Annotated in this window: 20 protein-coding genes and 1 tRNA gene; 6 read left to right on the top strand and 15 right to left on the bottom strand. The window is 69.5% G+C overall.

Features of this window, described 5'->3' with window-relative positions:
- Nucleotides 1–22: 22 nt before the first annotated feature.
- Nucleotides 23–2,188: a peptidase domain-containing ABC transporter gene (locus MCHT01_RS01225; RefSeq protein ID WP_084451521.1), complete on the top strand. Its 2,166-nt coding sequence runs from the start codon at nt 23–25 to the stop codon at nt 2,186–2,188.
- A gap of 52 nt (nt 2,189–2,240) precedes the next feature.
- Here the strand turns inward: MCHT01_RS01225 and MCHT01_RS01220 are convergent, their stop codons facing one another.
- Together MCHT01_RS01220 and MCHT01_RS01215 are read right to left on the bottom strand one after the other, a co-directional pair.
- Nucleotides 2,241–3,032 carry a transporter substrate-binding domain-containing protein gene (locus MCHT01_RS01220; RefSeq protein WP_067061170.1) on the bottom strand — a complete coding sequence of 264 codons (792 nt, stop codon included), beginning with the start codon at nt 3,030–3,032 and terminating at the stop codon, nt 2,241–2,243.
- Between the two features lie 192 nt (nt 3,033–3,224).
- Nucleotides 3,225–4,322 (bottom strand): porin, encoded by a 1,098-nt coding sequence (locus MCHT01_RS01215; RefSeq protein ID WP_084451519.1) that lies wholly within the window; start codon nt 4,320–4,322, stop codon nt 3,225–3,227.
- 121 nt (nt 4,323–4,443) lie between these two features.
- Here MCHT01_RS01215 and MCHT01_RS01210 point away from each other — a divergent pair, with 121 nt between their 5' ends.
- On the top strand, nt 4,444–5,166 hold the full coding sequence (locus MCHT01_RS01210) for a substrate-binding periplasmic protein (RefSeq protein ID WP_067061167.1): 723 nt from the start codon (nt 4,444–4,446) through the stop codon (nt 5,164–5,166).
- A gap of 73 nt (nt 5,167–5,239) precedes the next feature.
- Here the strand turns inward: MCHT01_RS01210 and MCHT01_RS01205 are convergent, their stop codons facing one another.
- From MCHT01_RS01205 to MCHT01_RS01170, 8 genes are all read right to left on the bottom strand, one after another.
- On the bottom strand, nt 5,240–6,805 hold the full coding sequence (locus MCHT01_RS01205) for a GGDEF domain-containing protein (protein WP_067061164.1): 1,566 nt from the start codon (nt 6,803–6,805) through the stop codon (nt 5,240–5,242).
- 125 nt (nt 6,806–6,930) lie between these two features.
- Nucleotides 6,931–7,635: a family 16 glycosylhydrolase gene (locus MCHT01_RS01200; protein ID WP_067061160.1), complete on the bottom strand. Its 705-nt coding sequence runs from the start codon at nt 7,633–7,635 to the stop codon at nt 6,931–6,933.
- A gap of 85 nt (nt 7,636–7,720) precedes the next feature.
- Entirely contained in the window at nt 7,721–10,465 is a 2,745-nt protein-coding gene (locus tag MCHT01_RS01195) for a TonB-dependent receptor (RefSeq protein ID WP_218017845.1), read from the bottom strand.
- A 180-nt stretch (nt 10,466–10,645) separates the two neighbouring features.
- A complete protein-coding gene (locus tag MCHT01_RS01190; RefSeq protein WP_067061158.1) occupies nt 10,646–11,710 on the bottom strand; it encodes an ABC transporter ATP-binding protein in 1,065 nt (354 codons plus the stop codon).
- Nucleotides 11,703–13,142 carry a GH1 family beta-glucosidase gene (locus MCHT01_RS01185; RefSeq protein WP_148661334.1) on the bottom strand — a complete coding sequence of 480 codons (1,440 nt, stop codon included), beginning with the start codon at nt 13,140–13,142 and terminating at the stop codon, nt 11,703–11,705. The genes MCHT01_RS01190 and MCHT01_RS01185 overlap by 8 nt, the downstream gene beginning before the upstream one ends.
- Nucleotides 13,143–13,252: 110 nt before the next feature.
- Complete coding sequence (locus MCHT01_RS01180; protein ID WP_245643117.1) at nt 13,253–14,140, bottom strand: carbohydrate ABC transporter permease; 888 nt, start codon at nt 14,138–14,140, stop codon at nt 13,253–13,255.
- Between the two features lie 39 nt (nt 14,141–14,179).
- A complete protein-coding gene (locus MCHT01_RS01175) occupies nt 14,180–15,136 on the bottom strand; it encodes a carbohydrate ABC transporter permease (protein ID WP_067061157.1) in 957 nt (318 codons plus the stop codon).
- Nucleotides 15,137–15,190: 54 nt separating this feature from the next.
- Nucleotides 15,191–16,462, bottom strand: coding sequence for an ABC transporter substrate-binding protein (locus MCHT01_RS01170; RefSeq protein WP_067061337.1), 1,272 nt, complete (start codon nt 16,460–16,462; stop codon nt 15,191–15,193).
- A 237-nt stretch (nt 16,463–16,699) separates the two neighbouring features.
- Here MCHT01_RS01170 and MCHT01_RS01165 point away from each other — a divergent pair, with 237 nt between their 5' ends.
- Together MCHT01_RS01165 and MCHT01_RS01160 are read left to right on the top strand one after the other, a co-directional pair.
- Nucleotides 16,700–17,779: a LacI family DNA-binding transcriptional regulator gene (locus MCHT01_RS01165; RefSeq protein ID WP_067061154.1), complete on the top strand. Its 1,080-nt coding sequence runs from the start codon at nt 16,700–16,702 to the stop codon at nt 17,777–17,779.
- Between the two features lie 83 nt (nt 17,780–17,862).
- Nucleotides 17,863–19,629, top strand: a complete 1,767-nt coding sequence (locus MCHT01_RS01160; protein ID WP_245643116.1) for a glycoside hydrolase family 9 protein — start codon at nt 17,863–17,865, stop codon at nt 19,627–19,629.
- A gap of 14 nt (nt 19,630–19,643) precedes the next feature.
- On the opposite strand, the gene MCHT01_RS01155 is transcribed toward MCHT01_RS01160, so the two are convergent.
- The 3 genes from MCHT01_RS01155 to MCHT01_RS01145 form a co-directional block, all read right to left on the bottom strand.
- Nucleotides 19,644–20,957 (bottom strand): O-acetylhomoserine aminocarboxypropyltransferase/cysteine synthase family protein, encoded by a 1,314-nt coding sequence (locus MCHT01_RS01155; protein WP_067061153.1) that lies wholly within the window; start codon nt 20,955–20,957, stop codon nt 19,644–19,646.
- Between the two features lie 95 nt (nt 20,958–21,052).
- Nucleotides 21,053–21,874, bottom strand: coding sequence for a hypothetical protein (locus MCHT01_RS01150; RefSeq protein ID WP_067061151.1), 822 nt, complete (start codon nt 21,872–21,874; stop codon nt 21,053–21,055).
- Entirely contained in the window at nt 21,871–23,445 is a 1,575-nt protein-coding gene (locus MCHT01_RS01145) for a hypothetical protein (RefSeq protein WP_067061150.1), read from the bottom strand. Before MCHT01_RS01145 ends, MCHT01_RS01150 begins: the two co-directional genes overlap by 4 nt.
- 186 nt (nt 23,446–23,631) lie before the next feature.
- Here MCHT01_RS01145 and MCHT01_RS01140 point away from each other — a divergent pair, with 186 nt between their 5' ends.
- Together MCHT01_RS01140 and MCHT01_RS25350 are read left to right on the top strand one after the other, a co-directional pair.
- Nucleotides 23,632–24,504, top strand: coding sequence for a restriction endonuclease (locus MCHT01_RS01140; protein WP_067061147.1), 873 nt, complete (start codon nt 23,632–23,634; stop codon nt 24,502–24,504).
- Between the two features lie 143 nt (nt 24,505–24,647).
- Nucleotides 24,648–25,571: an HNH endonuclease gene (locus tag MCHT01_RS25350; RefSeq protein ID WP_169806074.1), complete on the top strand. Its 924-nt coding sequence runs from the start codon at nt 24,648–24,650 to the stop codon at nt 25,569–25,571.
- A gap of 46 nt (nt 25,572–25,617) precedes the next feature.
- Here the strand turns inward: MCHT01_RS25350 and MCHT01_RS01135 are convergent.
- Nucleotides 25,618–25,694, bottom strand: a tRNA-Ile gene (locus MCHT01_RS01135).
- A 69-nt stretch (nt 25,695–25,763) separates the two neighbouring features.
- Nucleotides 25,764–26,774: a heat-inducible transcriptional repressor HrcA gene (hrcA, locus tag MCHT01_RS01130; protein ID WP_067061144.1), complete on the bottom strand. Its 1,011-nt coding sequence runs from the start codon at nt 26,772–26,774 to the stop codon at nt 25,764–25,766.
- Nucleotides 26,775–26,821: the final 47 nt, after the last annotated feature.

Below are 26,821 nucleotides of genomic sequence, written 5' to 3'. Positions count from 1 at the left end.
CGGCCGCGCTCCTGACGCGCCCATGCCCCGCCCCACCCCCATCCTCCAGGCCGAGATGGCCGAATGCGGCCTCGCCTGTCTGGCGATGATCGCGACCGCGCATGGCGCGACGACCACGCTGCCCGAGATGCGGCGGCGCTTCCCCGGCGCGCTCAAGGGCATGCGGCTCAGCGACCTCATCGCCGCGGCCGCGGGCCTGGGCTTCTCCGGGCGGCCGCTCAAGCTGCCACTGGCCATGCTGGGCCAGCTCGCCCTGCCCTGCGTGCTGCACTGGGACATGAACCACTTCGTCGTGCTGACCCGGGTCCGCGGCGACCAGGTGACGCTGCTCGACCCCGCCGTCGGTGAGCGCCGCCTGAGCCTGGAAGAGGTCTCCACGCATTTCACCGGCGTCGCGCTCGAGCTGACGCCGGTCGCGGAGTTCAAGACCGCCGCGCCCGCGCCGCGCATCTCGCTGCGCGCGCTGACCGGGCGGGTGCTCGGGCTGCGGCGCTCGCTGCTGCAGATCCTGCTCGTCGCGATCGTGCTCGAGCTCTTCGCCATCCTCGCGCCGCTGTTCAACCAGATGGTCGTGGACGACGTGCTCACCTCGGGCGACCGCGACCTGCTCACCGTGCTCGCGATCGGCTTCGGCCTGCTGCTGGTGGCGCAGACGGCGCTGGGCTTCGCGCGCTCGTGGATGGTGATCGTGCTGTCGCAGACCTTGTCGCTGCAATGGAAGAGCAACACCTTCTCGCACCTGCTGCGGCTCCCCGTCGCGTTCTTCGAGAAACGCCATCTCGGCGACGTCACCTCGCGCTTCGGCTCGGTGGACGCGATCCAGCGCACCTTGACCACCGCCGCGATCGAGGCGGCGCTGGACGGCCTCATGGGCGTGGCGGCGCTGGCGATGATGCTGATGTACTCGTGGCGCCTCACGCTGGTGGTCGTGGTGGCGGTGGCGCTCTACGCGGGCGTGCGGTGGCTGTCCTACCGGCCGCTGCGCGACGCCTCGGCGGAGCGCCTGATCGTCGCGGCCAAGGAGGACACGCACTTCCTCGAGACACTGCGCGCGATCACGCCGCTCAAGCTCTTCGGCCGCGACGAGGAGCGCCGGGCGCGCTGGCAGAACCTGGTGGTCGAGGTCCAGAACCGCGACTTCCGCACCGCGCGGCTGGGCATGGTCTTCGGGACGGCGAGCACGCTGATCTTCGGCGTCGAGAACCTGGTCGTGCTCGTCCTCGGCGCGCGCCTGGTGCTCGACGGCCAGCAGGCCGGCGCGGTGGCGCTGACGGTGGGGATGCTGTTCGCCTTCACCAGCTACAAGAGCCAGTTCACCAGTCGCGTCTCCGGCCTGATCGACAAGGCCATCGAGTTCCGCATGCTGGGCCTGCATGCCGAGCGGCTCGCCGACATCGCGCTGGAGCCGCCCGAGCCCGATGACCACGCGATCCACGAGCTCGCCCACCTGGCCCCCTCGCTGGAGCTGCGCGACGTGAGCTTCCGCTACGGGCCGCAGGAGCCCTGGGTGCTTCGGCACGCCAACCTGACGGTGCCCGCGGGCGCGAGCATCGCTATCACCGGGCCGAGCGGCTCGGGCAAGACGACGCTGCTGAAGCTGCTGCTGGGTCTGCTGTCGCCCGAGGAAGGCGAGGTGCTCTACGGCGGCGTTCCCATGCGGCAACTGGGCTTGCGCAACGTGCGGCGGCAAGTGGGCACGGTGATGCAGGACGATGTGCTGCTGACCGGCAGCCTGGCCGACAACATCAGCTTCTTCGACGTGCAGCCGGACATGGCGCGCATCGAGTCCTGCGCCGTGCTGGCCCGGATCGACGAGGACATCCGGCGCATGCCGATGGGCTATCAGACGCCGGTGGGGGATCTGGGGAGCGGGCTGTCGGGCGGACAGAAGCAGCGGCTGCTGCTGGCGCGCGCGATGTACGCGAAGCCGCGCGTGCTCGCGCTGGACGAGGCGACCAGCCACCTGGACGTCGAGCGGGAACGGGCGGTGACGGACAACCTGCGGCAGTTGGCCGTCACGCGTCTGGTCATCGCGCACCGGCCGGACACCATCGCGGGGGCGGACCGGGTCGTGGTGCTGGAAGCAGGGAGGCTCGTCGAAGCGCGCTCGGTCAACGACGAGTGGGCTGCCCGCGTCGCGGCGATGGACCTCACCGCCCTGCTGGCGGCGACGAGAAAGGCGACCTGAGTCGAGCGCTCGGACCACGCCCGGCGCTGGTCGCGCTGGGCGTGGCGTCCGATCACTTGTTCTCGATCGGCTTGCTCACGTCGCGCTCGAACCACTTGGTCGAGATCTTGGCGTAGGTGCCGTCGGCCATCAGGTCGGAAAGCGCCTTGTCGATCGCGGCCTTGAACTTCGGGCTGTTCTTGCGGAACGGGATCGCGTTGGTCGCGGCCTGGCCGATCGCGGCGCCGGCCTTCACCGGCAGCTTGGTCTTCTGCTTCAGGTAGGGGATCAGCAGGCTGTCGTTCAGCGCCGCGTCGATGCGGCCGGTGGCCAGGTCCTGCAGGTACTCGGTGGCGCCCGGGTAGGTGCGCACCTCGACGCCCTCGAAGCCCTTGGCCTGTTCGGCGAAGTTGCTGCCCTGGCCGACGCCGATCTTCTTGCCCTTGAGGTCGGCGGGGGTCAGGAGTTGCCGGGTCTCGTTGGCGCGGATGATCAGCTGCGGGTACGACATCACGTAGGCCGTGCTGAAGTCGAAGGTCTTGCGGCGCTCGTCGGTGGCGGCGACCTGGTTGACGATGACGTCGTACTTGCCCGCCTGCAGACCGGCCAGGATGCCGCTCCATTCGGTGGTGGTGAACTCGGGCTTGACGCCGAGCTTGCCGGCGATGGCGGTGGCGATCTCGACGTCGAAGCCGGTCAGCTGACCCTTCTCGTCCTTGTAGTTGAACGGGGGATAGGTGCCCTCGACGGCGATGCGCAGCGTGCCGCGCGCCTTGACGTCGTCGAGCAGGTCGGCGGCCTGGGCCGCGAGCGACGCGCCGGCCAGCAGCGCGGCGGCGATCAGGGAAGTGCGGACGTTCTTCATGGGACCCCTCGTTGTGCGGTGGAACGACGGATGTTGCCACCAGTCGCCCCGCCCTCCCGGCATATGCACATGGCGCGTGGCTATATCGGGTGACGTCGCGAGCGACGTCCGCGCTCCTGCTCCGGGGTCCTCCGCCCGGCGGCGCGTCGGGCTCGGCTCGGCTCGGCTGAGCTCAGCTCGGGGCGGGCGCCATCAGAACGCGTGCCGCATGCCCAGCGCGAAGACGGTGGGCCGCTCGCCGGCGCCGACGCCCAGCGGATTGATCGCCAGGTCATAGGCGGCGCGAGCCTGGTTGTCGATGCGGGTGACGTAGGCGTAGAGGCCGGTCCGCGGGGACAGCGTGTGGTCGTAGCCCAGCGTCCACTGGCGCGCGCCGGTGTCGGCGCCGGCCGAGATGAAGCCCACCTTCGCGCCCGCCGGTCCCTTGCCCTCGCCCGCATGGGTGAAGGACGCCCGCAGGCTGCCGCGGCCGATCTGCCAGGTGGCGGACACATAGGCCGAGTCGCGCCGTAGCGGACCGGTGGGGGTCTCGTAGCGCAGGCGCTCGGCGGCGGTGGCGATGCGCCAGACGCCGAAGCGGTAGGCGGCGCCCAGCTTGGTGGCCGTGTCGGTCAGGTGCGGGCCCTGGTAGTCGTGGTGCTCCTCGTGGGCGAGGGCCAGGTTCCAGGGGCCCTGGTCCCAGGTGACGGACGAGGACCACAGGCTGGGCTTGCCGCCGCCGGGGCCGATGGCGCCCTCGTTGAAGGAATAGGCGAGCTTGCCGGTCAGGCCGTTCCAGGTGGGCGACCAGTACTGGACGACGTTCTGCTGCCGCCGGTCGAAGGAGGCGGTGGTGGTCGTGTTGTCGACGGTCGGCGCGGAGCCGTTGGCCATCAGCGCCATGTAGCCGGCGGTGGTGGGGTACCAGGGATCGAAGCCGCTGGTCGACAGCAGATACGGGGTGCCCCAGTTGCCGGCGAAGATCAGCCCGTAGGGCGTGTTGATCCCGACGCGCGTGTCGCGGTTGGCGAGCGAGGGGCCGACGCCGGTGTCGAGCGCCAGCGAGCCCTCGATCTGGAACACCGCCTGATAGCCGTCGCCCAGGTCTTCCGTCCCGCGGAAGCCGATGACGGAGCGGTTGTTGGACTCGCGGCTGACGGCGCGGTCACGCGGGGACCGGCTGGCGTCGGCGTGCTCCAGGGAGACGTTGAGGCGGCCGTAGAGCGTGACGTTGGATTGCGCGTGAGCGGGGAGAACGGCGGCCACCGCGAGAGTGATCGCGGCGAGCGGCAGGGGGTGTCGGTACTGCATCGGGGGGACCTGGGGCTGGAATCGCGCCGATGTTGGCGCGATGCGCGGCTTTGCGGCTCTCCCCTTCGGGGGATCGCGGGACCTTCACCAAGGTTTCAATCGGGGCGGCTAGCGTGTCGCGATGCTCAACCGCCGCTCGATCCTGCGCGCCTCCCTGCTCTGCTCGCCGCTGGCCGCGCGAGCGGTGACCTCGGTCTATCCCCTCGCTCTCCCCGAGGGCGTGAATCTGGTGCAGGTGCGCCCGGTGCTGGACCTGATCGCCCGTCACGCGCAGATCGTGTGGGACTACCAACCCGTGCCCGTCACGCGGATGCTGGCGATGGTGGAGAACGGCTGGACGCTGGGGCTGGGCCCGGGGCGCTCGTCGATGCGCGCCTCGCGTCTGCTGTTCTCGGAGGAGGTGCTGGTGAGCGGGCTGTGGCCGATCGCGCGCAGCGAGGTCAGGCGCGAGCTGCGCTCCGCCGAGGACCTGAAGGACCTGCGCGTCTGCCTGGTGCGCGGGCTGGACTACGGCGACACGCTCGGGGACGCGCGGCTTTCGGGCTTCTCGGCCGAATACATCTCCGGCGACTTCCGCACCCGCGTGCGCCAGCTGATGGCGGGCCGCTGCGACGTGCTGCTCGCCAGCGACTTCAACACCGATGCCGTCGAGCTCCAGCGGCGCGTGGTCGAGTCCGGTGGCAGCCTGGACAAGCTGCGCGTGGGCGGCGGCTCGCTCGGCCACCAGGTGGAACGCTTCGCGACCGCGCGGACGGGGCCCTTCGCGGCGCTGATCCCGGTGCTCGATCAGGTGATGAAGGGCAGCCGCAAGGAGATCGCGCGGCTGCTGGGCGAGAAGTCCTAGCGAGAGCGCCGGACGCTCGTCGGCGGGCGGTGCGGCAGCCCGTGATCGGCGACGGCGTCCCGGACGCCCGGCCTCAGCCGACCTGAACGCCGTCCCGTCCCGCCGCCTTGACGCGGTACAGCGCCTCGTCGGCGCGCGCGAGCATCGTCGCCGGGGCCTCGGGGCGATCGGTCTCCGCGACGCCGGCGCTGATCGTCAGCGCCGGCCCCCCTGTCCCGGGATCGTGTCCCTGCGCGCGCAGCCGCTCCAGCACACGCCCGCAGACAGCCGCCGCGGTGCCGCGATCGCCCTGCACCACAAGGACGAACTCGTCGCCGCCCAGCCGCGCGGCGAAATCCGTTGCACGGCATTCCGAGGTCAGCAGCTTGGCGACAAGGCGCAGCGCGTCGTCGCCAGCCGCGTGACCGAATCGGTCATTGACCTGCTTGAAGTGGTCGAGGTCGATCAGCGCCAGCCCCACCCCCGCGTTCAGGCCGGCTCGGCCCAGAACGCGCTCGAACAGCTCGTCGAAGCCGCGCCGGTTGAGCAGGCCGGTGAGCGCGTCGTGGCGCGATTCGCGGTGCGCGCGGTCGAAATCCAGCGTGACGGCAAGCGAGCGGGCCCGTTCCTCCGCCAGCGCCAGCACCTGCGTCTCTCGCCAGCGATAGAAGGCCTGGTGCGCCGCGAGCGCCGCGCGGTAGTCCCCCAACTGCTCGTGCGCGATCGAGGCCTGGAGTTCCAGTTCGTCCAGCAGCACCGTCGCGCCACTGCGCGCGGCCGCCTCCCGACCTCGCGACAGCGCCTGCAGCGCCTTGGCGGGCTCATGGGATTCGAGCCAGGCGCGAGACCGCGTCAGCGAGGTGTAGAGCAGCCCCAGATCGTCGCCGTCCGCATCGAACGTGGCCTGCGCCTCGTCCAGCGCCAGATGCGCTTCGTCCAGGGCTCCCTGCGCGACCAACGCCGTGGCCAGCGTGTCCAGGAAGGCCGCGCGGTCGCCAGGCAGCAGTTCATCGACATGCCGAGACACATGGCGGGCCTCCTCGACCGCCTCGTCGGCGCGCGAGCGCCAATCGCCGTCCTGCCTCTGCTTGGCGCGCTGCGCGCCGCGAGCGAGCGCCAGCGCGAGGTTGCCGTGCAACCTCAGGCTCAAGGAGCGGGAGAGCGTCGGCGCGGGCAGCTCGAGTGCCTCGCGCAGCGTCCGCGCGGCTTCGTCGTGGCGGCCCATGTCGTTGAGCACCACGCCGAGTATGTTGTGGACGCAGGCCTGGACGTCCGGCCAGCCGCTGCCGCGAGCCAGCGGCAAGGCGCGATTCAAGTCCTCCAGCGCCTGCGCCTGCCGCCCGCCCACGAGATGGCGAATCGCCATCGAATGCAGCACCAGGGCCTCGCCACTGGGGGCGCCCTCTTCCTTGAACAGCTGACGAGCCTGCCGCGCCGTCGCGTCCGCGGCCTCGCCGTCGCCCTGGAGCGCGTGCACGCGCGCCAGCAGCGCGAGCGCGTATGCCAGGTGAAGTCGACGGCCGGCGCGGGCGTACTCGGCCACCTCCTCCGTCAGCAGAGCCCGCGCCTGCACATGATCCAGCGACAGCGTGCCCATCAGGCGCGCGATGTCGGGATCGGCGCGGAGGTCGCGTTCGAAGGAGAGGGAAGGATCGGGCATGGGCAGGAGCGGACGTCGGCGGCAAGGCGCCCCGGACCCGGCAACGGGCAGCGCCACCGCCGGAGCTCGGGGACTGTACACCGTCCGATTCCGGCCCCCTCACGCGCCGCGCCGGGCCGCGGGTCTCACTCCACCTTCACCCAGTCGTAGGTCGCCGGACCGCCGCCGCCGTTCCATTGGCCGACGAAGCCGACGGCGTCGGGGCTGTTGTCGCCGCGCCAGTGGTTGAGCATCAGGCGCATCGGGGTGGACACCGACACGATCTGGTGCCGGATCGTGGTCTCGCCGCCTTGCGCGTCGACCTTGAACCAGCGCACGAAGTTCTCGCGCCATTCGAAGCCCAGGGTCTGCCAGCCGGTCCCGATCGGGAACTGCTGATAGTTCTGCACGCCGGCCTTCCACACGTTGGTGTGCAGTACCGTGCCGCCCTTGATCAGCTCGATGTCGATCTCGAAGTGGCTGGGGGTGCCCGCCGTGCCGGTGTAGAGGAAGAACGAGGTGTTGCCCCCGGCGAAGTTGCTCGCCTTCACCCGCGTGGTGAACTTGCCGTAGGTGAAGCTCTGCCAGGTGCGCACTTCGCCGCAGCGGCCTGTGCCGCTGTTGACGTTGAGCACCAGGTTGCCCGAGTCCTTCCACACCTCGCTGTAGGCGAAGCCGCAGCCGAAGGGCGCGCCGTTGTGCCAGGTCGCCGTCTCCCAGGCCGAGCCGGCGCCGCCGGTGCCGTCGAAGCCGTCGAAGAAGCCGGCCGCCCTTGCGCAGCCCCCCGCCCCCAGGCCGATCGTGCCGATCAGCAGCGCCGCGCGCAGCGCGCGCCTGATGTCGTGTCTCATCGCTGTCTCCTTTTCTTTCGGGAATCGCGCGCCAGGCGCGCGGAAACAGGCGCGCCGGGATGGCGCGCCGATCTTCAAGCCGTGGTCAGAAGTTCGCGCGCACGCGCAGTCCATAGCTGCGGGCGTCGTTGAGGAAGCGCACGTTGAGGCTGGAACCCACCAGCGCCTTGGTCGAGGCCTGCTCGTTGGTCACGTTGCTGGCGAAGGCCTCGACGCGGTAGCGGTTCAGCGTGTAGCCCAGGCCCAGATTCAGCGTCGCGTAGCCCTTCTGGCGATCCGGGAAACCGGCCGCCAGGGCGCTCGTGGCGGCGCCGCTCAGCGTCACCACGTCCAGCTCGTTGTACTGGGTCAGGTAGTAGGACGAGCGGTAGCTCAGCAGCGCCTGCCAGTCCAGCTTGCCCGGCCCGAAGGCGAAGGCCTGCTGCAGCCGCGCCGACACGTTGACCTTGGAAGCCAGCGGCAGCTCGTTGCCCGCCAGGTTGATCTGCGGCGCCTTGCCGCCCTGTCCGTAATCGATGGCGCGCGCGTCGGCCACGACCGCGCTGCGGACCTTGGTCTGCAGCAGCACCGCGTTCAGATCCAGCGCGAAGCCGGCCGGCAGCGGCATGCGCAGCTCGCCCTCCAGGCCGTACAGCCGCGACGCGCCGATGTTGCGGTTCACCAGCGAGTAGCCGTTGCAGGTGTTGGGCGTGACCTGCGTGTTGACCTTGATGCAGCTCAGGTCCTGGAAGACCTGGTTCTTGTAGTCGTAGTAGAAGGCCGACACATTGACCACCGAGCGACGCCCCATCAGCTCGAGCACGTTGCGCGAGCCCACTTCCAGCACGCTGAGCTTCTCCGGCCCGTAGACCTCGGGGATGGGCGAGGTGGCGAAGGTGTCGTTGAAGCCGCCGGCCTTGTGTCCGGTCGAGAACTTGGCGTAGACCATCGCGTCCCGGCCCAGGTCATGCTCGACGCCGACCCGGAAGTCGTTGTACTTGGCGGTGCTGGCGCCGTACTGCTGCGTCGGCAGGTCCCAGGAGTTCACGTACGAGAAGCCGCCGTTGGTGCCCGAGGGATTGGTCAGCGGGCAGGACAGCCGGCCGTTGTCGTTGACGTCGGGGCGATCGACGCAAGCGCCGTTGGGATTGGCGCCGCTGGCGATGGGTCCCAGCTGCTGCGCGACCAGATCGCGGCGGCCGGGCGTGAGGAAGGTCTGGAGGATGAACTGCGCCCGCTGGGCGTCGGTCGTGACCTTGCTCATGTCGAAGTTGGGGCGCGACAGCAGCGCCGGCTGGAAGCCCTCGGTGCCCCAACGCGTGGCGTAGCAGCAGTCGTAGTTCTCGCCGCCCAGGACCACGCCCAGGTTGCCGCCGATGCCGTAGCGGGACTTGCTCTCCTGCGTCCGGCGGAAGCCCACGATGGCGCGCCAGTCGGGCGTGACCTTGTAGGTCGCGTCGACATAGCCGGCGGTGGACTTGCCACGCACGTCGGGCATGGTGAACTCGCTGCCCCAGTAGCAGCAGCCGCCGTCGGACAGCGACGCGTAGCCCACCGCCTGCTTCTCCTTGAAGTGGAAGACGCCGGCGGTCCATTGCAGCGGCTGCTGCGAGTCGTTGGAGCGCAGCACCAGCTCGTAGACGTTGCTCTTGGACAGCGTCTGCCAGTACTGCGTCGAGTAGTTGTCGTAGTTGACCTTCGTGAGGTCGCGACCCGGCCAGTCGATGCCGTCGGACTGTCCGTTGCGCTGCCAGAAGTCCACCGAACGGCGGCTGGCGTTGAACTCCGCGCTGACCGGGCCGAGGTCGGCCTCGACCTTGCCCAGCACCCCCCACAGGTCGTTGCGCATGTCGCCCTGCGTGCCGCGATAGACGACGCGGCGCAGGTCCAGGTCCTCGGCGCGCAGACCGCTGGCGCTGACCGCGCTGAAGATGTTGGCGCCGGGATAGCCCGTGCCGCGCTCGCGGCCCGTGTCGGCGACCACGCTGAAGCGCAGCGCCTCGGTCGGCTCCCAGCGCGCGGACAGGCGCAGCGCGCGGTTGTTCTCCAGGCCCGCCGGCTTGAGCTGGCTGGCGTTGGGGTCCGTCGAGACGTTGGTGAAGCCGTAGTCCTTGGTGCTCTGGTAGCCGGCGATGCGGATCGCGGCATCCGAGCCGACGGGCACGTTCACCGCCGCCTCGGCGCCGTGGCCGCTGCGGTTGGAGACCTCGCCCTGCGCGTAGCCCGAGAACTCGTTCAGGCGCGGCTGAGCGCTGATGATGTTGAGCGTGCCGGCCAGCGCGTTGCGGCCGTACAGCGTGCCTTGCGGACCCTTGTTCACCTCGACCCGCTCCAGGTCGTAGAACATCAGCCCCAGGCCGCGCGGGCGCGGGATGTAGACGCCGTTCAGGTGTGGCGCCGCGCCGGGGTCGCCCAGCTCGGTGTTGTTGGCCGAGCCGACGCCGCGGATGAAGATCTCGACGTTGCCCTCCTGGTTGGCGATGCTCAGCCCGGGCACGGCGCTCTGGAGCTGGCGCACGTCGGCGATGCCGTCCTTGCGCAGTTGATCGGCGCTGAGCGATTGCACGACACCGGACACCTTCTGAGCGGTCTCGAGGCGGCGGTTGGAGGTGACGGTGACGGTCTCCAGGCGGCCGTCGGTGCCGGCCGGCTCGGCGGCGGGCTTGGCGTCGGCGCGCGGGGCGGAGGCCGGCGCGGCGGGCGAGGCGGGCGGGGTTTCCGCCTGAGCCTGGGCCTGGCCGTGGCACACGGCCAGCACGGCGGCCATCACGAGCGTGAGGCCGGCGTGGTGGGCGCGAGGGGCTTGCGGCGCGAGCCGCGTCTGCAGTGGGGTCGCTTGTCTCGTTGTCATTGTTGTCCTCTGGCGGGAAGTCACTGGGTGGGATTGGCGAGGGGCACGAGGCCGGTGGAGGTACTGCGTCGGGAAACGGGGGGACTGCTGGAACTGCTGGAGCCGGCCCGACCGCTCATGCCGGTCGAGCCGGTCGAACGAACGGGGCGGGACGGGGCGAAACGAGGCACCGGCCGGGGGTCACGCGGCGAGCGCGCGGCCCTCGGCGTCGAAGAGGTGGATGCGGTCGGACTGGATGCGCAGGCCGACCGCGTCGCCGGGCCGGGGCGGTCGCGCGTCGACCGGCAACCGGATCGCCAGCAGCGGCTGATCGGCGGCCAGGCGCGCATGCGCGATCACCATGTCGCCCAGGTGCTCGATGAGCTCGACGCGCGCCGGCAGGCCGTCGGCGGGCGCGACCAGCGACAGGTGGCTGGCGCGCACGCCCAGGGTCAGCGGCCCGCTCGACGGCATCGCCGCGGGGATCGCGACGCCGGCCTGGGCCAGGCGTGGACCGTCGCCACCAGCGGCCGGGACGGGCAGGAAGTTCATCGTCGGCGTGCCGAGGAAGCCGGCGACGAAGCGGCTCGCGGGCCGCTCGAAGAGGTCCAGCGGCGAGCCCACCTGCTCCACGCGACCGGCGTTGAACACGGCGATGCGATCGCCCAGGGTCATGGCCTCGACCTGGTCGTGGGTGACGTAGATCATGGTGGTGCCGAGCTCGCGATGCAGCCGCGCCAGCTCCAGTCGCATCTGCACGCGCAGCGCGGAGTCCAGGTTGGACAGCGGCTCGTCGAACAGGAACACCGCCGGCCGGCGCACGATCGCGCGGCCGATGGCCACGCGCTGGCGCTGGCCGCCGGAGAGCTCGCGCGGCCGACGCTGCAGCAGGTGACCGATGCGCAGGATCTCGGCGACCTGGCCGACGCGCTCGCGCACGGCGGCCTTGGACTGGCCGGCCATCTTCAGCGCGAAGCCCATGTTCTGCTCGACCGTCATGTGCGGATAGAGCGCATAACTCTGGAACACCATCGCGACGCCGCGCTGCGACGCATCGACCGCGCCCACGCTTCGGCCCCCGATGTGGACCTCGCCCGCGTCGATGTCCTCCAGCCCGGCGATCATCCGCAGCAGCGTGGACTTGCCGCAGCCGGACGGGCCGACGAACACGGTGAACTCACCGTCCGCGATGTCCAGGTCGATGCCCTTGAGCACCTCGACACCGCCGTAGCGCTTGCGCAAGCCGCGCAGTCGGACTTCAGCCATGGTGGGCCTCCGCGGGCGTCATGCCGCCGGTGGCGGCCGCCGGGGCCGCCGTCGCGGCGGACGCCCCGCCGACGCGGTCGCCCGGCACGGCCTGATCGGACGCGTCCGCCTGATCGGCCCGGGCGCCTTCGTGCCGCACGGCCGCGATGGTGTCGCGGTACCAGTGCGCGCTGTCCTTGAGCGTGCGTTGCTGAGTGGCGTAGTCCACATGCACCAGGCCGAAGCGCTTGGCGTAGCCCGAGTCCCACTCGTAGTTGTCCATCAGGCTCCAGTAGAAGTAGCCGCGGACGTCCACCCCGGCGGCCTTGGCCTGGGCCAGCGCCTCCAGATGGCGGCGCACGTAGTCGATGCGGGCCTGGTCGGCGACGCGGCCGTCGGCCAGCGTGTCGGCGTTGGCCATGCCGTTCTCGGTGATGAAGATCGGCGGCAGGTCGCGGTACTGGTCCTTCAGACCCACGAGCAGCTCGCGCAGTCCGTCGGGGTAGACCTCCCAGCCCATGTCGGTCTGGCCCAGCGCCATCGGCGCGGGACGCTCGGGCCGGTCGCGGCTGACCCAGATGCGGGTGTAGAAGTTGACGCCCAGGAAATCGAGCGGCGCCTGGATCAGCGCCATGTCGCCGTCGCGCACCTCGGGGTAATGCGCGATGCCGGCGTCCACCGGATAGCGGCCCAGGAACAGCGGGTCCATGTACCAGCGCACGAAGCGGGCGTACTCGGTGGCCGCGGCGGCGCGATCGGCGGCGCTGTCGGTGGCGGGGGTGGTGCCGGACTGGTTCAGCACGATGCCCAGCGGGCAGGCCGCGCCGCTGGCACGCATGGCGCTCATCGCCAGGCCGTGCGACAGCAGCAGGTGGTGCGACACCTGCGCCGCCAGCTGCGGCTCGCGATCGCCCGGCGCGAACTTGCCGATCTCATGGCCGAGCACGGCGGTGCACCAGGGCTCGTTGTGCGTGGCCAGCGACGCCAGGCGATCGCCGAGTCGGCGCGCGATGGCGTCGGCGTAGGTGGCGAAGTGGAAGGCCGTGTCGCGGTTCCCCCAGCCGCCCAGGTCCTGCAAGGCCTGCGGCAGGTCCCAGTGATAGAGCGTGGCGTGCGGCGCGATGCCCCGCTCCAGCAGTCCGTCGACCAGGCGGTCGTAGAAGTCCAGGCCCTTGACGTTGAAGGCGCCCCGGCCCTGCGGCTGCACGCGCGGCCAGGCGATGGAGAAGCGGTACGCGTCCAGCCCCAGGCCCGCGATCATCGCCACGTCGTCGGCCCAGCGGCGGTAGTGGTCGCAGGCGACCGCGCCGCTCTCGCCGTTGACGGTGCGGCCGGGCTGGCGGGCGAAGGTGTCCCAGATCGACGGGCCGCGGCCGTCGACGTCGACGGCGCCTTCGATCTGATAGGCGCTGGTGGCCACGCCCCAGGCGAAGTCGCGGCCCAGCAGGCGCATCGCGTCGGCGGACAGCGGCGAGGAGGTGGCGAAGCGGTCGGTCATGTCAGGCTTGGAGGTCATGGGGAACGGGGATGAATGCGCAAGAAATGCGGGGGGATGCGGGAGGCTCACTTCACGGCGCCGGCCGTGAGGCCGTCGATGAGGCGGCGCGAGGCCACCACGAACAGGATCAGCAGGGGCAGCACCGCGATGGCGGCGCCGGCGCTCAGCGCGCCCCAGGGCGTCTGCCCGCTGCCCTGCAGCGCGCGCAGGGCCAGCGGCACGGTGTAGAGGTCCATGTCGCGGATGACGACCAGCGGCCCCATGAAGTTGTTCCACGAGCCGATGAAGGTGATCAGCCCGAGCGTGCCCAGCGCGGGCAGCGTCAGCGGCAGCACGATGCGCCAGAAGATCGCGAACTCCCCGCAGCCGTCCAGGCGCGCGGCCTCGACCAGCTCGCGCGGCACGCTGGCGCCGATGTACTGGCGCATCATGAAGATGCCCAGCGCGCCACAGGCGCCCGGCACGATCAGGGCCTTGTGCTCATTGAGCCAGCCCAGCCAGGCCATGGTCAGCACGGTGGGCACCATGCCGAGGAAGCCGGGCAGCAGCAGCGTCGCCACGACCAGCCCGAAGAGCCGGTCGCGCCCCGCGAAGTCCAGCAGCGCGAAGGCGTAGCCGGCCAGCGAGCACAGCAGCAGGTTCAGCGCCGTCACCGCGAAGGCGATGTAGAAGCTCCAGCCCAGGTTGCGCCAGAAGAAGGGCAGCCGATCCAGCAGCAGCGCGAGGTTGTCGGGCAGCGCGTCGCCGAACCACAGCGGCGGCGGCACCGAGAGGATGTCCGCGTTGCTGTGGGTCGCGAAGACCATCATCAGGTAGAAGGGCGCGAACATCAGCAGCGCGCCGGCCAGCACGATGGCGTGGCCGACGAGGCGGCCGGCCGGCCATCGGCGGCGACGGATCGGCGCGTCGTCGCGGTCGAGCGCGTCGGCGGGGGAAGTGAGCATGGTGGACATGGGGTCTCTGGCGCTTGGGCGTGGACGTCGGCGCGGGCTTCAGCGCTGCCGGCCCAGCAGGCGGTTGTTGAGCCAGGTGGCGCCGGCGATCAGCAGGAACAGCAGCCAGGCGATGGCCGAGGCGGTGCCGAAGTCGCCGTCGGTGAAGGCCACCGAGTACAGGTGCATCGCGACGGTCTTGCCGGCCTGGCCGGAGCCGCCGGTTCCGCCGGTGAGGATGAAGGGCTCCTCGAAGAGCTGCAGGCTGCCGATGATGGCCAGCGTCACCGCGAAGAACACCATGGGGCGCAGCTGCGGCAGGACGATGTGCAGGAAGGTCTGGCGTTCGCTGACGCCGTCGACGCGGGCGGCCTCGAACAGGTCGCGCGGGATGGTCTGGATGGCCGACAGGTAGAGCACCGTGTTCCAGCCCACGTAGCGCCAGAACACCACGATGGCGATCATCCAGCGCGTGTTCTCGGCCTGGTCCCAGTCGACGGGGCCCGCGGGGAACAGTGACCCCAGCAGCGGCAGGTCGCGCAGCGCGCCCAGGGCCGCGTTGATGGCGCCGAAGTCCTTGGAGAACAAGGCCGAGAACACCAGCGAGACGGCCACCGTCGAGGTGATGAAGGGCAGGAAGTACAGCCCCACCACGCCATTGCGCCAGCGGCGGAAGGCGGTGTGCAGGTAGTAGGCCAGCGGCAGCGCGACCAGGTGCTGCGGCACGCCGCCGACCACGGCCAGCCACAGCGTGTTGTAGAGCGTGGCGCGCAGACCGTCGTCGCGCGTCAGCGCGTAGAGGTAGTTGTCCAGCCCCACCCACTGCATCGCGCCCAGGCCGGCGGCCGCATCCCAGCTGTGCAGCGACAGCACGATGGAGAACAGCAGCGGGAACAGACCGAAGGCCGCGAAGAGCAGGAAGAAGGGGCTGATGAAGAGATACGGCATCCAGCGGCGCGGGATGCGCAGTGACTGCGGCAGTCGCGGTCGGGTGGACAGGAGGGCGCGGAGGGTCATGGGGGGATCCGGTGGGCGGGCGGCGTGTCTGCGGACATCGTGTCGGCGGGGCGCTCAGCCGCGCGGGTCGGGGCGGCGGCGCACGCGGCGCTCGATCGCGGCGCGGGCATCGGCCAGGGCGGGCCCGATGTCCTTGCGGCGCTGCAGCACCAGGTCGAGCTCGTTGCGGACGACCTCGTCGGCGACCGCGTCGTAGCGATCGAGCGCGAGCGCGGGCACCCGCCGCGCCATGTCACGCCATTGCAGGCGCGCCGGCTCGCCACCGAGGAAGGCGATGGGCTCGGCGAGGAAGTCGTCGTCCTGCGCGCTCAGCAGCACCGGGAAGGCGTCGAGCGAGCGGAAGGCGGCCAGTTGCTGGTCGCGGTCCAGCGACAGCAGTCGCAGCAGGTCCCAGGCCAGCGCCTTCTGGCGCGAGTGCACCGGGATGGCATAGAACGAGCCGCCCCAGGCCGCGGCCACGCCCTCCGGGAGCGGCGCGGAGCGCCACTTCCCGGCGGTCGCCGGCGCGATCCAGTGCTTCAGATGACCGCCCAGCCAGGAGCCCATCATCTGGGCCGCGATGGCGTCGCGGCGGAAGCCCTCGGCCCATTCGTTGGTCCAGGCGCGCACGCGGGCGTCGATGCCGGCGTCGCGCGCCTGGAGCGCCAACTCGAAGGCGCGCTGGAAGCGCTCGGTCCGGACCAGGCTGCGCCCCTGGGCGTCGAAGAACACGCCCTCCCCGTCCGACAGCCCGGCGCGGATGCGGATGTCCTTGAGGTCCTGGGCATGCGCGACCAGGTAGGCGCCGGTGGCGGCGCGCAGCTTCCGGCCCGCGGCGATGAAGCCCGTCCACGACGCCGTGAGATCGTTTTCCTGAAGTCCGGCCCGCTCCAGCAGGTCCCGGCGGTAGAACAGCGCCCCCGGGCCGACGTCGACCGGCAGGGCCTTGATCTCGCCGTGTCGGTTGACGCCGGCACGCCAGGCGAAGCGCGCGATGCGGGACTCGTCCACGGCGGCGCTGAAGGGCGGCCGGCTCAGGTCCTCGAGCCCGGCGGAATCCAGGAACTTGCCCATGAAATCCATATCAAGCGCGATCAGGTCCGGCAGCGCGGCGCCGGCCGCGAGCGCGGTGGTCATGGCGGTGTGGTGATCCTTGTGGGCGAGCGACACGATGTTGACCACCACCCCCGGATGCAGGCGGGCGAAGGCCGGCAAGGCCAGCTTCAACGCGCGGTCCAGGTCGGGGTAGGTCGCGACGGTGAGCCGGATCGGCGCGGCCTGGGCCACACCGGCGACCGCCGCGCAGGACAGCAGCGTCAGGGCGTCTCGGCGCCTCAGCGATCTCATGTTCATTCCTGTTGTCGACGCTCCGGAGCCCCGGAACGCAGCCTTGTCTCAGCGGCTTTGAAATCGAATTCATGCAGTCTGCCTGTGCGGGAATCGGCTTGTCAACGTTGTCAAACCGGGAATCGCGTCACTTCAGGGAAGTCCCTAGGCCGGGAGACGGGGCGGTGTCTCGTGGATGACGCGAAATCGTTATCATCCGGCGGATCGGTTCACCGGCGTCACGAGCGCCCGTCATTCATGGCATCGAGTCCATCGAGTCTTTCCTCGCCCCGGGCCAAGCCCGAGGCCGCCACGGTGCAGGACGTCGCGCGTCTAGCGGGGGTGTCGCCGGCGACGGTGTCGCGGATCCTGACCGGGGCGGCTCGCGTCGCGGAGGACAAGCGCCGCGCGGTCGAGGCGGCGATCCAGAAGCTGAAGTTCCGGCCCAACCTGTCGGCGCGGGGGCTGCGCAGCGGCTCGACGCACACGATCGGCGTGCTGACGCAGGAGCTGGAGAGCCCCTACTTCGCCAACGCGGCCAAGGGCGTGGACCAGGCGCTGACGGGGAGCGGGTATGCGCCCATCGTCGTGCCGGGGCACTGGAATCCGGAGGAGGAGATCGAGCGCGTGGCGCTGCTGACCGCGCGCAAGGTCGACGGCCTGATCGTGCTGGGCGGCCGCATGAGCGACGCGCAGATCGCGGAGCTGGCGCAGCAGCAGCCGGTGGCGGTGATCGGTCGGCGGATGAGCGCGCCGGGGGTGATCTCCTTCTATCAGGACCAGGTGGAGGGCGGCCGCTTGGCCACCGAGCACCTGATCCAGCTGGGCCACCGCCGCATCGCCCACATCGCCGGGCCGGCGAACCAGGTCGATGCGCAGGAGCGCAAGGAAGGCTTCATGCTGGCGCACCGCCAGGCGGGCCTGAGCGTGGATCCGGCGCTGATCGTGGAAGGCGACTTCATGGAGGGCGGCGGCATCACGGCGATGGAGACGCTGCTGGCCTCGGGGCATGACTTCACGGCGGTGTTCTGCGCCAACGACCAATCGCTGTGGGGCGCGAAGCTGGTGCTGCACCGCCGCGGCGTGCAGGTGCCGGAGGCGCTGTCGCTGGTGGGCTTCGACGACCTGTCGCAGTCCAAGTACATGACGCCGCCGGTGACGACGGTCAGGCAGCACACCTTCGCGATGGGCCAGGCGGCGGCCTGGGCGCTGCTGGCCGAGCTGGGCGCCGCTCCGGAAGAGCCGGCGCCCGTGGTGCCGGCGATCCGGCTGGAAGTGCGTGAAACCACCACCTCGCCGCCGGCCGCCTCCAAGGCGCGATCGGCGCGCGCGCGCTGAGTCGCGGCGGCATGCGACGCGGCTTCGCTGGCCCTTGCGCGCATCGCTTCGCGGGTCGCCTGGGACTGGCGTTCGCTCTGCCCTTGGTCCTCGCCGCGCTGCCGGGCAGCGCGATGGCGGCCATCGTGCAGACCGAGCCGGCGCCAGGCGCCGATGCGCCAGCGCCTGTCGCCGCGAGCGCGGCCGCCGCATCGAGCGCCCCCGCCATCGCGCTGAATCAGATCGGTTTCCTGCCGTCGGCGTCCAAGCGGGCGACGGTGCCGGCGGGCACGGCGATCCGCTTCGCCGTGGTCGAGCTCGGCACCGGGCGCGTCGCGCTGACCGGGCCGCTCGGGCCCGCGGCGATGTGGCCGCCCGCGGGGCTGGCCGTGCGGATCGCCGACTTCAGCGCGATCACCACGCCTGGGCGCTACGTCCTGCGGGTGGCGGGACTGGCGGACTCGGCGCCGTTCCGCATCGGGGACGGCGCATACGACGCCCTGACCGCGGCGGCGATCCGGGCCTTCTACTTCAACCGCTCGGGCATCGCGCTGACACCGGCCCTGGCGGACGTGCACGCGCGGGCCGCGGGGCATCCGGACACGAGGGTGCTGATCCACGCCTCGGCGGCCGGGCCGAAGCGCCGCGCCGGCGATGTGATCGCCAGTCCCAAGGGCTGGTACGACGCGGGCGACTACAACAAGTACATCGTCAACTCCGGCATCTCGGTCTACACCCTGCTGGCCGCCTACGAGCAGGCGCCGGCGCGCTGGCGCGCGCTGCGCGTCGGCCTGCCGGAGAGCGGCAACGGCCTGCCAGACCTGCTCAACGAGGCGCTGTGGAACCTCGACTGGATGCTGACGATGCAGGATCCGGACGATGGCGGCGTCTATCACAAGCTGACCAGCCCGCGGTTCGACGGCACCGTGATGCCGGACGTGGCGAGCGCCGCCGGCACGCGTGTGGTCGTTCAGAAGAGCACGGCGGCCGCGCTGGACTTCGCCGCGGTGATGGCGGTCGGGAGCCGCGTGTTTCGAGACTTCGAGGCGCAGCGGCCGGGGCTGTCGGCGCGGATGCTGAAGGCCGCGCGTTCGGCCTGGGACTGGGCGCGCGCGCATCCGGACGCGATCTACCGCCAGCCGCCGGACATCCACACCGGCGAGTACGGCGATGACACGCTGGACGACGAGTTCGCCTGGGCCGCGGCGGAGCTCTACATCACCACGCGCGAGGACGCCTTCCTCACGGCCCTGCGGCCGGCGCGCACGGCGATGACGGTGCCCTCATGGAACGACGTGCGCGGCCTGGCATGGATGTCGCTGGCGACGCATCGTCACGACCTGACCCCGGCGGCGGATCCGGCATTGATCGAGCGACGCGTCCTCGCGCTGGCCGATCAGCTGTTGGCGAAATCCGCGAGGTCCAGCTGGGGCGTCGCGCTCGCAGTGCCGGACTTCGGCTGGGGCAGCAACGGGACGGTGCTCAACGAGGCGATGGTGCTGCTGCAGGCAGACCGGCTGGCCCCGGGCGCCGACCGCCCCTACCGGCGCGCGGCGCAGGACCTGCTCGACTACGTGCTCGGGCGCAACCCGCTGGGCATGTCGATGGTGACGGGCTTCGGCGCGCACTCTCCCCGGCATCCGCATCACCGGCCGTCGGAGGCGGGACGCGCGGGCGCACCGGTCCCGGGCTTCGTCGTCGGCGGCCCGAACGCGGGCCGCCAGGACGTGGCGGGCTGCCCGGTCCCCTACCCGTCGACATTGCCGGCGCTGTCCTACCTGGATCACTTCTGCAGCTACGCGAGCAACGAGGTGGCCATCAACTGGAATGCCCCGCTGGTCTACGTGGCCTGGGCCCTGGGCGAGGAGTGACGGCAGGCGGCGGTCTAGACCGCCGCGAGCGCCTGTTCGAGATCCGCGATGAGGTCATCGATGTGCTCGATGCCGACGGAGAGGCGGACGGTGTCCTCGGAGACGCCGGCCTTGTCGAGCTCGGCGGGCGAGAGCTGGCGGTGGGTGGTGGACGCGGGATGCGTCGCCAGGGAGCGCACGTCGCCGATGTTGACCAGGCGGGTGAAGAGCTGGAGCGCGTCGAGGAAGCGCGCCCCGCGTTCGCGGCCCTGCCCGCCCGGGCCCTTCAGCCCGAAGGTGACGATGCCCGAGGCCTTGCCCGACAGGTACTTGCGCACGAGCGCGTGATCGGGGTGGTCCTCCAGTCCGGCGTAGTTGACCCAGCTCACCTTGTCGTGGCGCTTCAGGTGCTGCGCGAGCGCGAGCGCGTTGTCGCTGATGCGGTCCACCCGAAGGGCGAGGGTCTCGATCCCCTGGAGGATGAGGAAGGCGTTGAAGGGGGACAGCGCGGCGCCGGTGTTGCGCAGCGGGACGACGCGGGCGCGGCCTATGTAGGCGGCGGGGCCGAGGGCCTCGGTGTAGACGACGCCGTGGTAGCTGGGGTCGGGCTCGTTCAGGCGCTTGAAGCGCTCCTTGTGCAGGGCCCAGGGGAACTTGCCGGAGTCGACGATGGCGCCGCCGATGGAGGTGCCGTGGCCGCCGAGGTACTTGGTCAGCGAGTGCACGACGATGTCGGCGCCGTGCTCGATGGGGCGGCTGAGATAGGGGGACGGGACGGTGTTGTCGACGATCAGCGGAATGCCGTGGTCGTGGGCGATCCTGGCGATCGCCGCGATGTCGGTGACGTTGCCCTGCGGGTTGCCGAGGGACTCGACAAAGATGGCCTTGGTGCGGGCGTCGATGAGTCCGGCGAAGGACTCGGGTTGCCGGTAGTCGGCGAAGCGGGCCTGGAGGCCGTACTGCGGGAGCGTGTGGGCCAGCAGGTTGTAGGTCCCGCCGTAGAGCGCGCTGGAGGCGACGATGTTGTCGCCCGCCTCGGCGAGCGTGAGGATGGCGTAGGTGACGGCGGCCTGGCCGGAGGCGACGGCGAGCGCGCCGATCCCCCCTTCGAGGGCGGCGAGTCGCTGCTCGAGCACGTCGTTGGTGGGATTCATGATCCGGCTGTAGATGTTGCCGGGGACCTTGAGGTCGAAGAGATCGGCGCCGTGCTGGGCGGAGTCGAAGGCGTAGGCGACGGTCTGGTAGATGGGGACCGCGACCGACTTGGTGGTGGGGTCGGGGGAGTAGTCGGCGTGGATGGACCGGGTTTCGAAACGCCAGCTGGCGGGCGTCGTCGGGGATTGGGACATGGGGCTCTCCGCGTGGATGACGGGGAGAGGCTAGGGGCTGGGCGGCGGGAGGGCGAAGTGAGGTTTGCGCATGAGCTCATGCGCCGCGCGGGCGATCACGTCCCCGCGTCGGGCTTGTCGAGCTCCTCCAGCGCGCGCTGGATCAGGTCGTTCGGCGCGGTGAGGAGGGGGTCCAGGTCCGCGATGGCCTGGGCCTGGGCGTTCATGCGGCCGGAGAGGACGCGGTACCGCGCGAGCACGGCGTCGTCGCGGAACTCGAGCCGAGGGGGCGTGTCGGCGCTGAGCTGGAAGCTGTCCGGGTGGTCGTCCAGCAGTTGCACGATGGCGAGGGCCGTCGACTGCCGCAGTTTCTCCAGCGGGAAGAAGTTCAGGAAGTGGAGACGCGTCCGGCCGGGCGAGGTTGTGATGACCTCGCGAGGCACGCCGAACTCGGCGGGCGTCGCCGCGTAGGCGGCGTCGAGCGAGGCCTTCGAGCGCTTCAAGGCGGGGACCATCTCGCCGATGTATCCATCGAGTGCTTGCTCGGCCTGAGCGATCTGGGCTCGGGCTGAGTCGCGATCGGCGCGGGTGGCGAGCTGGCTGGCGCTCATGAGCCTGGCGAGGCTGAGCGCCTGACGGCGCGCGAGATAGCGGGTGGTGATGTCGCGGAGTTCGCGGTGGGAGGCCACGAAGGCGATCGCGAGCGACTCGAGGCCGCCGAGCGGACGCGCCCTCACCTGCGCGTCGGTGATCGTCTCGCCGCGATTCAGGTCGGCGATCAGTTCGCCGAATGCCGTGATGGCGGCGATGACCTGCTCGGGAGACACGGTGGCCGCCTTGGAGGACGATGCGGCGGGGGATCCCGTCGGCGGAGCGTCGGCGCGCGCGATGGGCGAGAAGGCCAGCGCCGCGGCTACGGCGATGAGGGCGGTTCTCATGGCTTGGCGCCCTCGGTGGCGCGGATCCTCTCGTCGAGCTGGCGCTCGGCCTGCTCGTTCTGCGCGATGGGTCCGGCGAACAGCGCCTGGATGCGTTCGCCGAGCGCGTCGATGCGTTGACCGCGGGCGCGGAAGTCCTCCAGCAGAGCGTCGTCCAGGATCTCCAGACGCGGCTGGGTGCCCTGGCTCCAGCGGACGCCGTCCGCGTGGTCATCGAGCATCTGCACGACGCCGAGGGTCTCGGCCTGGCGTTGCTGCTCCAGGTCGACGTAGCGCCGCAGGAGCTGGCGCATGCGGGTCACGGGCAAGGTGCCGAGGGGATCCGAGAACGCGGCGCGATCGGAAGCCGGGATCTTCAGGTAGGCCTTGGCCATGACCCCTTCGGAGCGCTGCAGGAAGGCCTGGGCATCGGCGTCGTATTGCGTGACCAGTTTCGCGGCGGCGGCGAGCTTGCCGCGAAGGGCCTTGCGAGCAGGCGCGTCCACGACGTTCTGGGCGGTGAGGAGGCGGTTCGGCACGAACTCCGCCATCTGCGTCTGATAGCCGTTGCCGAGCTCGTTCATGCCGCGGTGGAAGCCGAGCATGGCGAGAACCCAGGGTTCCATGTCGCCGATGCGGAGGACCTTGACCTGCTCGTCGCTGGGGATGATGCCCTGGCCGATGCCACGCATGAGCTTGGCGAATTGGGCGGCTGCGTAGGTGTTGGGCTGGAGCGCGCTGCTGTTCTCGTTGGCAGGGCTGCTGGCGCTGCTCGCGGGCGGGGCGGATTGGATGGCGGGGACGAACTTGGGGCGGCTCAGTTCGAGTTGAACCTCGGGGAGAAAGTTCATGGCGACGAGGCGCTGGGTGAGCGCCTCCACGCGAGCCACTTGTGCGCGGAACTTCTTCTCCACCGCACGGTTCGAGATCGCCAGATGCGGGCTGGGATCGGTGCGCAGGCTGACCTGGTCGTGGTGGCGGTCCAGATGCGCCAGGAGGTCGAGGACCTCGGTCAGGCGGGACTTCTCGATGAGCATGTATTCGCGCAAGGTCTTGCGCGTCTTGGCGAGAAGGCCGGGAACGAAGTCCTTGGGCAAGTCGCGGCGGACCGACTCCGGCGTCTGCGCATAGGCCTCGGTCATGGCGGCTTCGCCGCGCTTCAGGGCATCGCGGGTGTCGAGTTCGAACTGGTCGATCAGCTCGCCGAAGCTGTCCATGCGGGCGCGGACGCTGCGGCGATCGTCGTCGGTCGCGAGCCAGGATTCGGCGGAGAGCAGCGCGGAGGGCTCGAAGGCGCGCCGGCGGTGGCCATAGCCAAGCGCGAGCTGGTTGAGCTCGCGGTTGAGGGCTGCGATGGAGAGGGCGAGCGGCTCGGCGCCGGCAAGGTGGCGGGACTCGATGTCGGCCACGGTGGGGGTGAGACCGGAGCGCAGGCCGTCGATGAGCTGGAGCAGCTGGGCGGAGACCGACTGGTCGGCGGTGACGGCGCTCGGGGTACTGGCGACGGGCTCGGCGGCTTGAGCCAGACCGGTGAAGAACACGGCCGCGGCGATGCCCGCGAGGCGCGTCTTCCAAGTGACGGGGTGAAGCACTCTGCCCTCCCTGGGCAATGTCGGTTTTGTTGAGGGAGGGAGTTTGGCGGGGGCGAGGGCGGAAAGCCGCTGCGTAGGGGATTGGAGGTGTGAAAGGGGTCACGCAAGCGCCCGAAGCGCCCGATGAACCCCGACTAGCGCGCCAGCCCTCGATGGTGATACTGGCCCGACAAGGGAGAAAACCAAATGGGCCGTAGAAGGAATGGCAAGGGCGGCGAGCAGTTGATCAAACTCCTCGCAAGGCTGCCGTGGTGGCTGTGCTTCGTTTTGGCAGTGGTCAGCTATCTCGCGCTGCATGCGTGGGCATCCATGCCACCGCCAAAGCCGGAGCTCGGTCCGCAGGGCATCGTGAAAGGAACCTCCATGGTGGCGACCATGGTGTTCGCGGCGGTCCAGATGGTGGGCCAGTACGCCGTGCCGCTGATGTTTGTCGCGGCCGGAGCCCTGTCGGCAGTCGGGCGAATGCAGCGCCGGAAGTTGGTCGAGGATTCAAAGCAGGCGCAAGACGCCGCGGCCATCGACGGGATGTCTTGGCAGCGGTTCGAGATGCTCGTCGGCGAAGGATTTCGTCAGCGCGGATTCACGGTGGAGGAAACCGGTGGCGGAGGCGCGGATGGAGGCGTCGACGTGGTGCTCAGGAAGCCTGGGACCAATGGGGCTGAGACGTTCTTCGTGCAGTGCAAACAGTGGCGTGCATACAAGGTCAGCGTCAACGTAGTGCGGGAGCTCTACGGGGTCATGGCGGCTAAAGGCGCAGCTGGCGGGTTCGTGGTGACGTCGGGGCGATTCACCCGCGAGGCTCACGCATTCGCAGACGGACGAAACATCACGCTGATTGACGGTGAGAAGTTGCAGGACTTGCTCGCGCTTGGGTCCCGATCTACGAGCGGCCCCGTTCCGCAAAGGCAGGAGCCAGCGTTCGAGGACGTCACGATGGTCGTGTGCCCGTTGTGCTCGCATCCCATGATCAAGCGCGTCGCCAAGCGCGGTCCGAACGTGGGAGAGGCGTTCTATGGGTGTGTGAACTATCCAGGGTGCAAAGGGACGCGGCCAATCTGAGCCTCCGCTCCACGGAAGCATTGATTCGGGCGATTGATGTGCACAACCTGTGCAATGGCCTAGCTTGAAGACAGCAACCCGCCGCTACATTTGGTGCGGTAGGGAGCAAAAACATGTCAAGCAACACGCCAAGATGCTGGTGGGTGAACCACAAGCAGACGTTCCGCCAAGAGTTCGAAGGCGGATATCTCTGGAGTCCGAAGACGAATGCCAAAGGCGCGGTCAACCAGTTCTACAACAACATGCGCCGTGCACACGTTGGCGACTCCGTCGTTTCGTATGCAGATGGGCGAATTCGAGCGATTGGGGTAGTCACCGAGCCGGCGATCACTGCGCCGAAGCCAGAGACATTCAAGACCACCGGCTCATACTGGTCGGACACGGGCTGGCTGCTGCCCGTTGAATGGACTCCCGTCGCAGTCGAGGCGAAGCCGAAGAATTATCTTGATCAGCTGAGGCAAGCGCTTCCATCGAAGTATTCGCCGCTCAGTGATAAGACCGGAGACGGTAATCAGGGCGCCTATCTTTCCGAGATTAGCGTACAGCTCTTCAATCTCGTCTTGCAATGGACCAGCGGGACTGTCGGAAAGGTAGTCAGCGCGTGCGATACGGCTTCGCTGATTCAGGAACTAGAAGATAAAGAGAGCGAGAACATTCAAAAGGATGTTTCGCTCTCAGAGACACAGCGCTCTGCCTTGATCTTGGCTAGGCGTGGTCAAGGCCAATTTCGTGAGAGCTTGATTGCTCAGCAATCAGAGTGCATCGTCACGGGGGTTCGGAATCCATTGCTGCTGCGGGCGAGTCACATCATGCCGTGGCGAGCTTGCACTACTGGCTTTGAGCGCTTGGATCCGCTTAATGGGCTTCTGCTGACTCCAAGCATCGATCACCTGTTCGACAAGGGTCTCATCTCATTCGCGGATGAAGGCGAAATCATTTACTCGTCAACGCTCACAGACCACGACATAGCCGCATTCGGATTATCGAAGAACACAAGATCGCGCATTTCCCTCGACTCTCGAAAGACTTATCTCGATTTTCACCGTCGCGTAATTTTGGTCCCGTAAGAACCCGAGAAACCAGCCGAGCCAGTTCACCTGAAATCAATAATGCTGGTAGGCCGTATTGGACTTGAACCAATGACCAAAGGATTATGAGTCCTCTGCTCTAACCAACTGAGCTAACGGCCCCCGGGGGTAATACGAGTATGCGGATCCTGGCGGATCCGCGGCTCCGGCCTTGCACCGGAGCGGCGGATTCTACTTCTGCGACAACGCGCTCGAGACCATCCGCGACGTGATGTCCACGATCTCGATCATCCGGTCATAGGCCATCCGCGTCGGGCCGATCACGCCCAGCGTTCCCACCACCTCGCCATCGACCTCGTACGGCGCCGAGACCACCGACAGCTCCTCCACCGGAACCACCTGGCTCTCCCCGCCTATGTAGATTCGCACGCCTTCCGCGCGCGACGACACATCCAGCAGCCGCATCAACTGCGTCTTCTGCTCGAAGAGATCGAACATCCGCCGCAGGCTCCCCATGTCGTGGCTGAAGTCCTGCACCGTCAGCAGGTTGCGCTCCCCGGAAATGATCACCGGCTCGTGCTCCTGGATGCCCTGCTGGCCGACGTCCACCGCCGCGCTCATCAGCTTGGCGATCTCCCCGCGCAGCTGATCCACCTCGCTCCTCAGCCGGTCCCGCACCACGTCCAGCGACAGCCCCGTGTAGTGCGCGTTCAGCCGGTTGCTGGCCTCCGTCAGGTCGGACTGCGTCAGGTCCTGCGCCGTGAACACCAGCCGGTTCTGCACGTCCCCGTCCGGCGACACCATGATCACCAGCACCCGCCGGTCACCCAGCCGCAGGAACTCGATGTGGTGGAACACCGCCGTCTTGCGCGGCGACGTCACCACCCCCACGAAGTTCGACAGGCTGGACAGCATCTGCGCCGCGCTGGTGATCACCCGTTGCGGCTGGTCCGGCAGCAGTTGGCTCTCGAACGCCGCTTCCCGCGGCAGCCCCGGCTTGGCCGTCAGCAAGGTGTCCACGAACAGGCGGTAGCCCAAGGGGGTCGGGATGCGGCCCGCGCTCGTGTGCGGGCTCGCGATCAGACCCAGCTCCTCCAGGTCCGCCATCACGTTGCGGATCGTCGCCGGGCTCAGCTCCAGACCCGACGCCCGCGACAGCGTGCGCGACCCCACCGGCTGGCCATCCGCGATGTACCTCTCCACCAGAGCCTTCAGCAGTAATTTCGCGCGGTCGTCGAGCATGCTTTTCATTCTAGTGAACCCGCCGGTTTCCTCTCCCGGCACACCCT

Origin of the sequence: Mitsuaria chitosanitabida ATCC BAA-476 = NBRC 102408 (assembly GCF_001598255.1) — a bacterium.
In the GTDB taxonomy this organism is placed as follows: Bacteria; Pseudomonadota; Gammaproteobacteria; order Burkholderiales; family Burkholderiaceae_C; genus Roseateles; species Roseateles chitosanitabidus.
The sequence above is the reverse complement of the archived record's forward strand: the minus strand, read 5'-3'. Positions and strand labels throughout refer to the sequence as shown.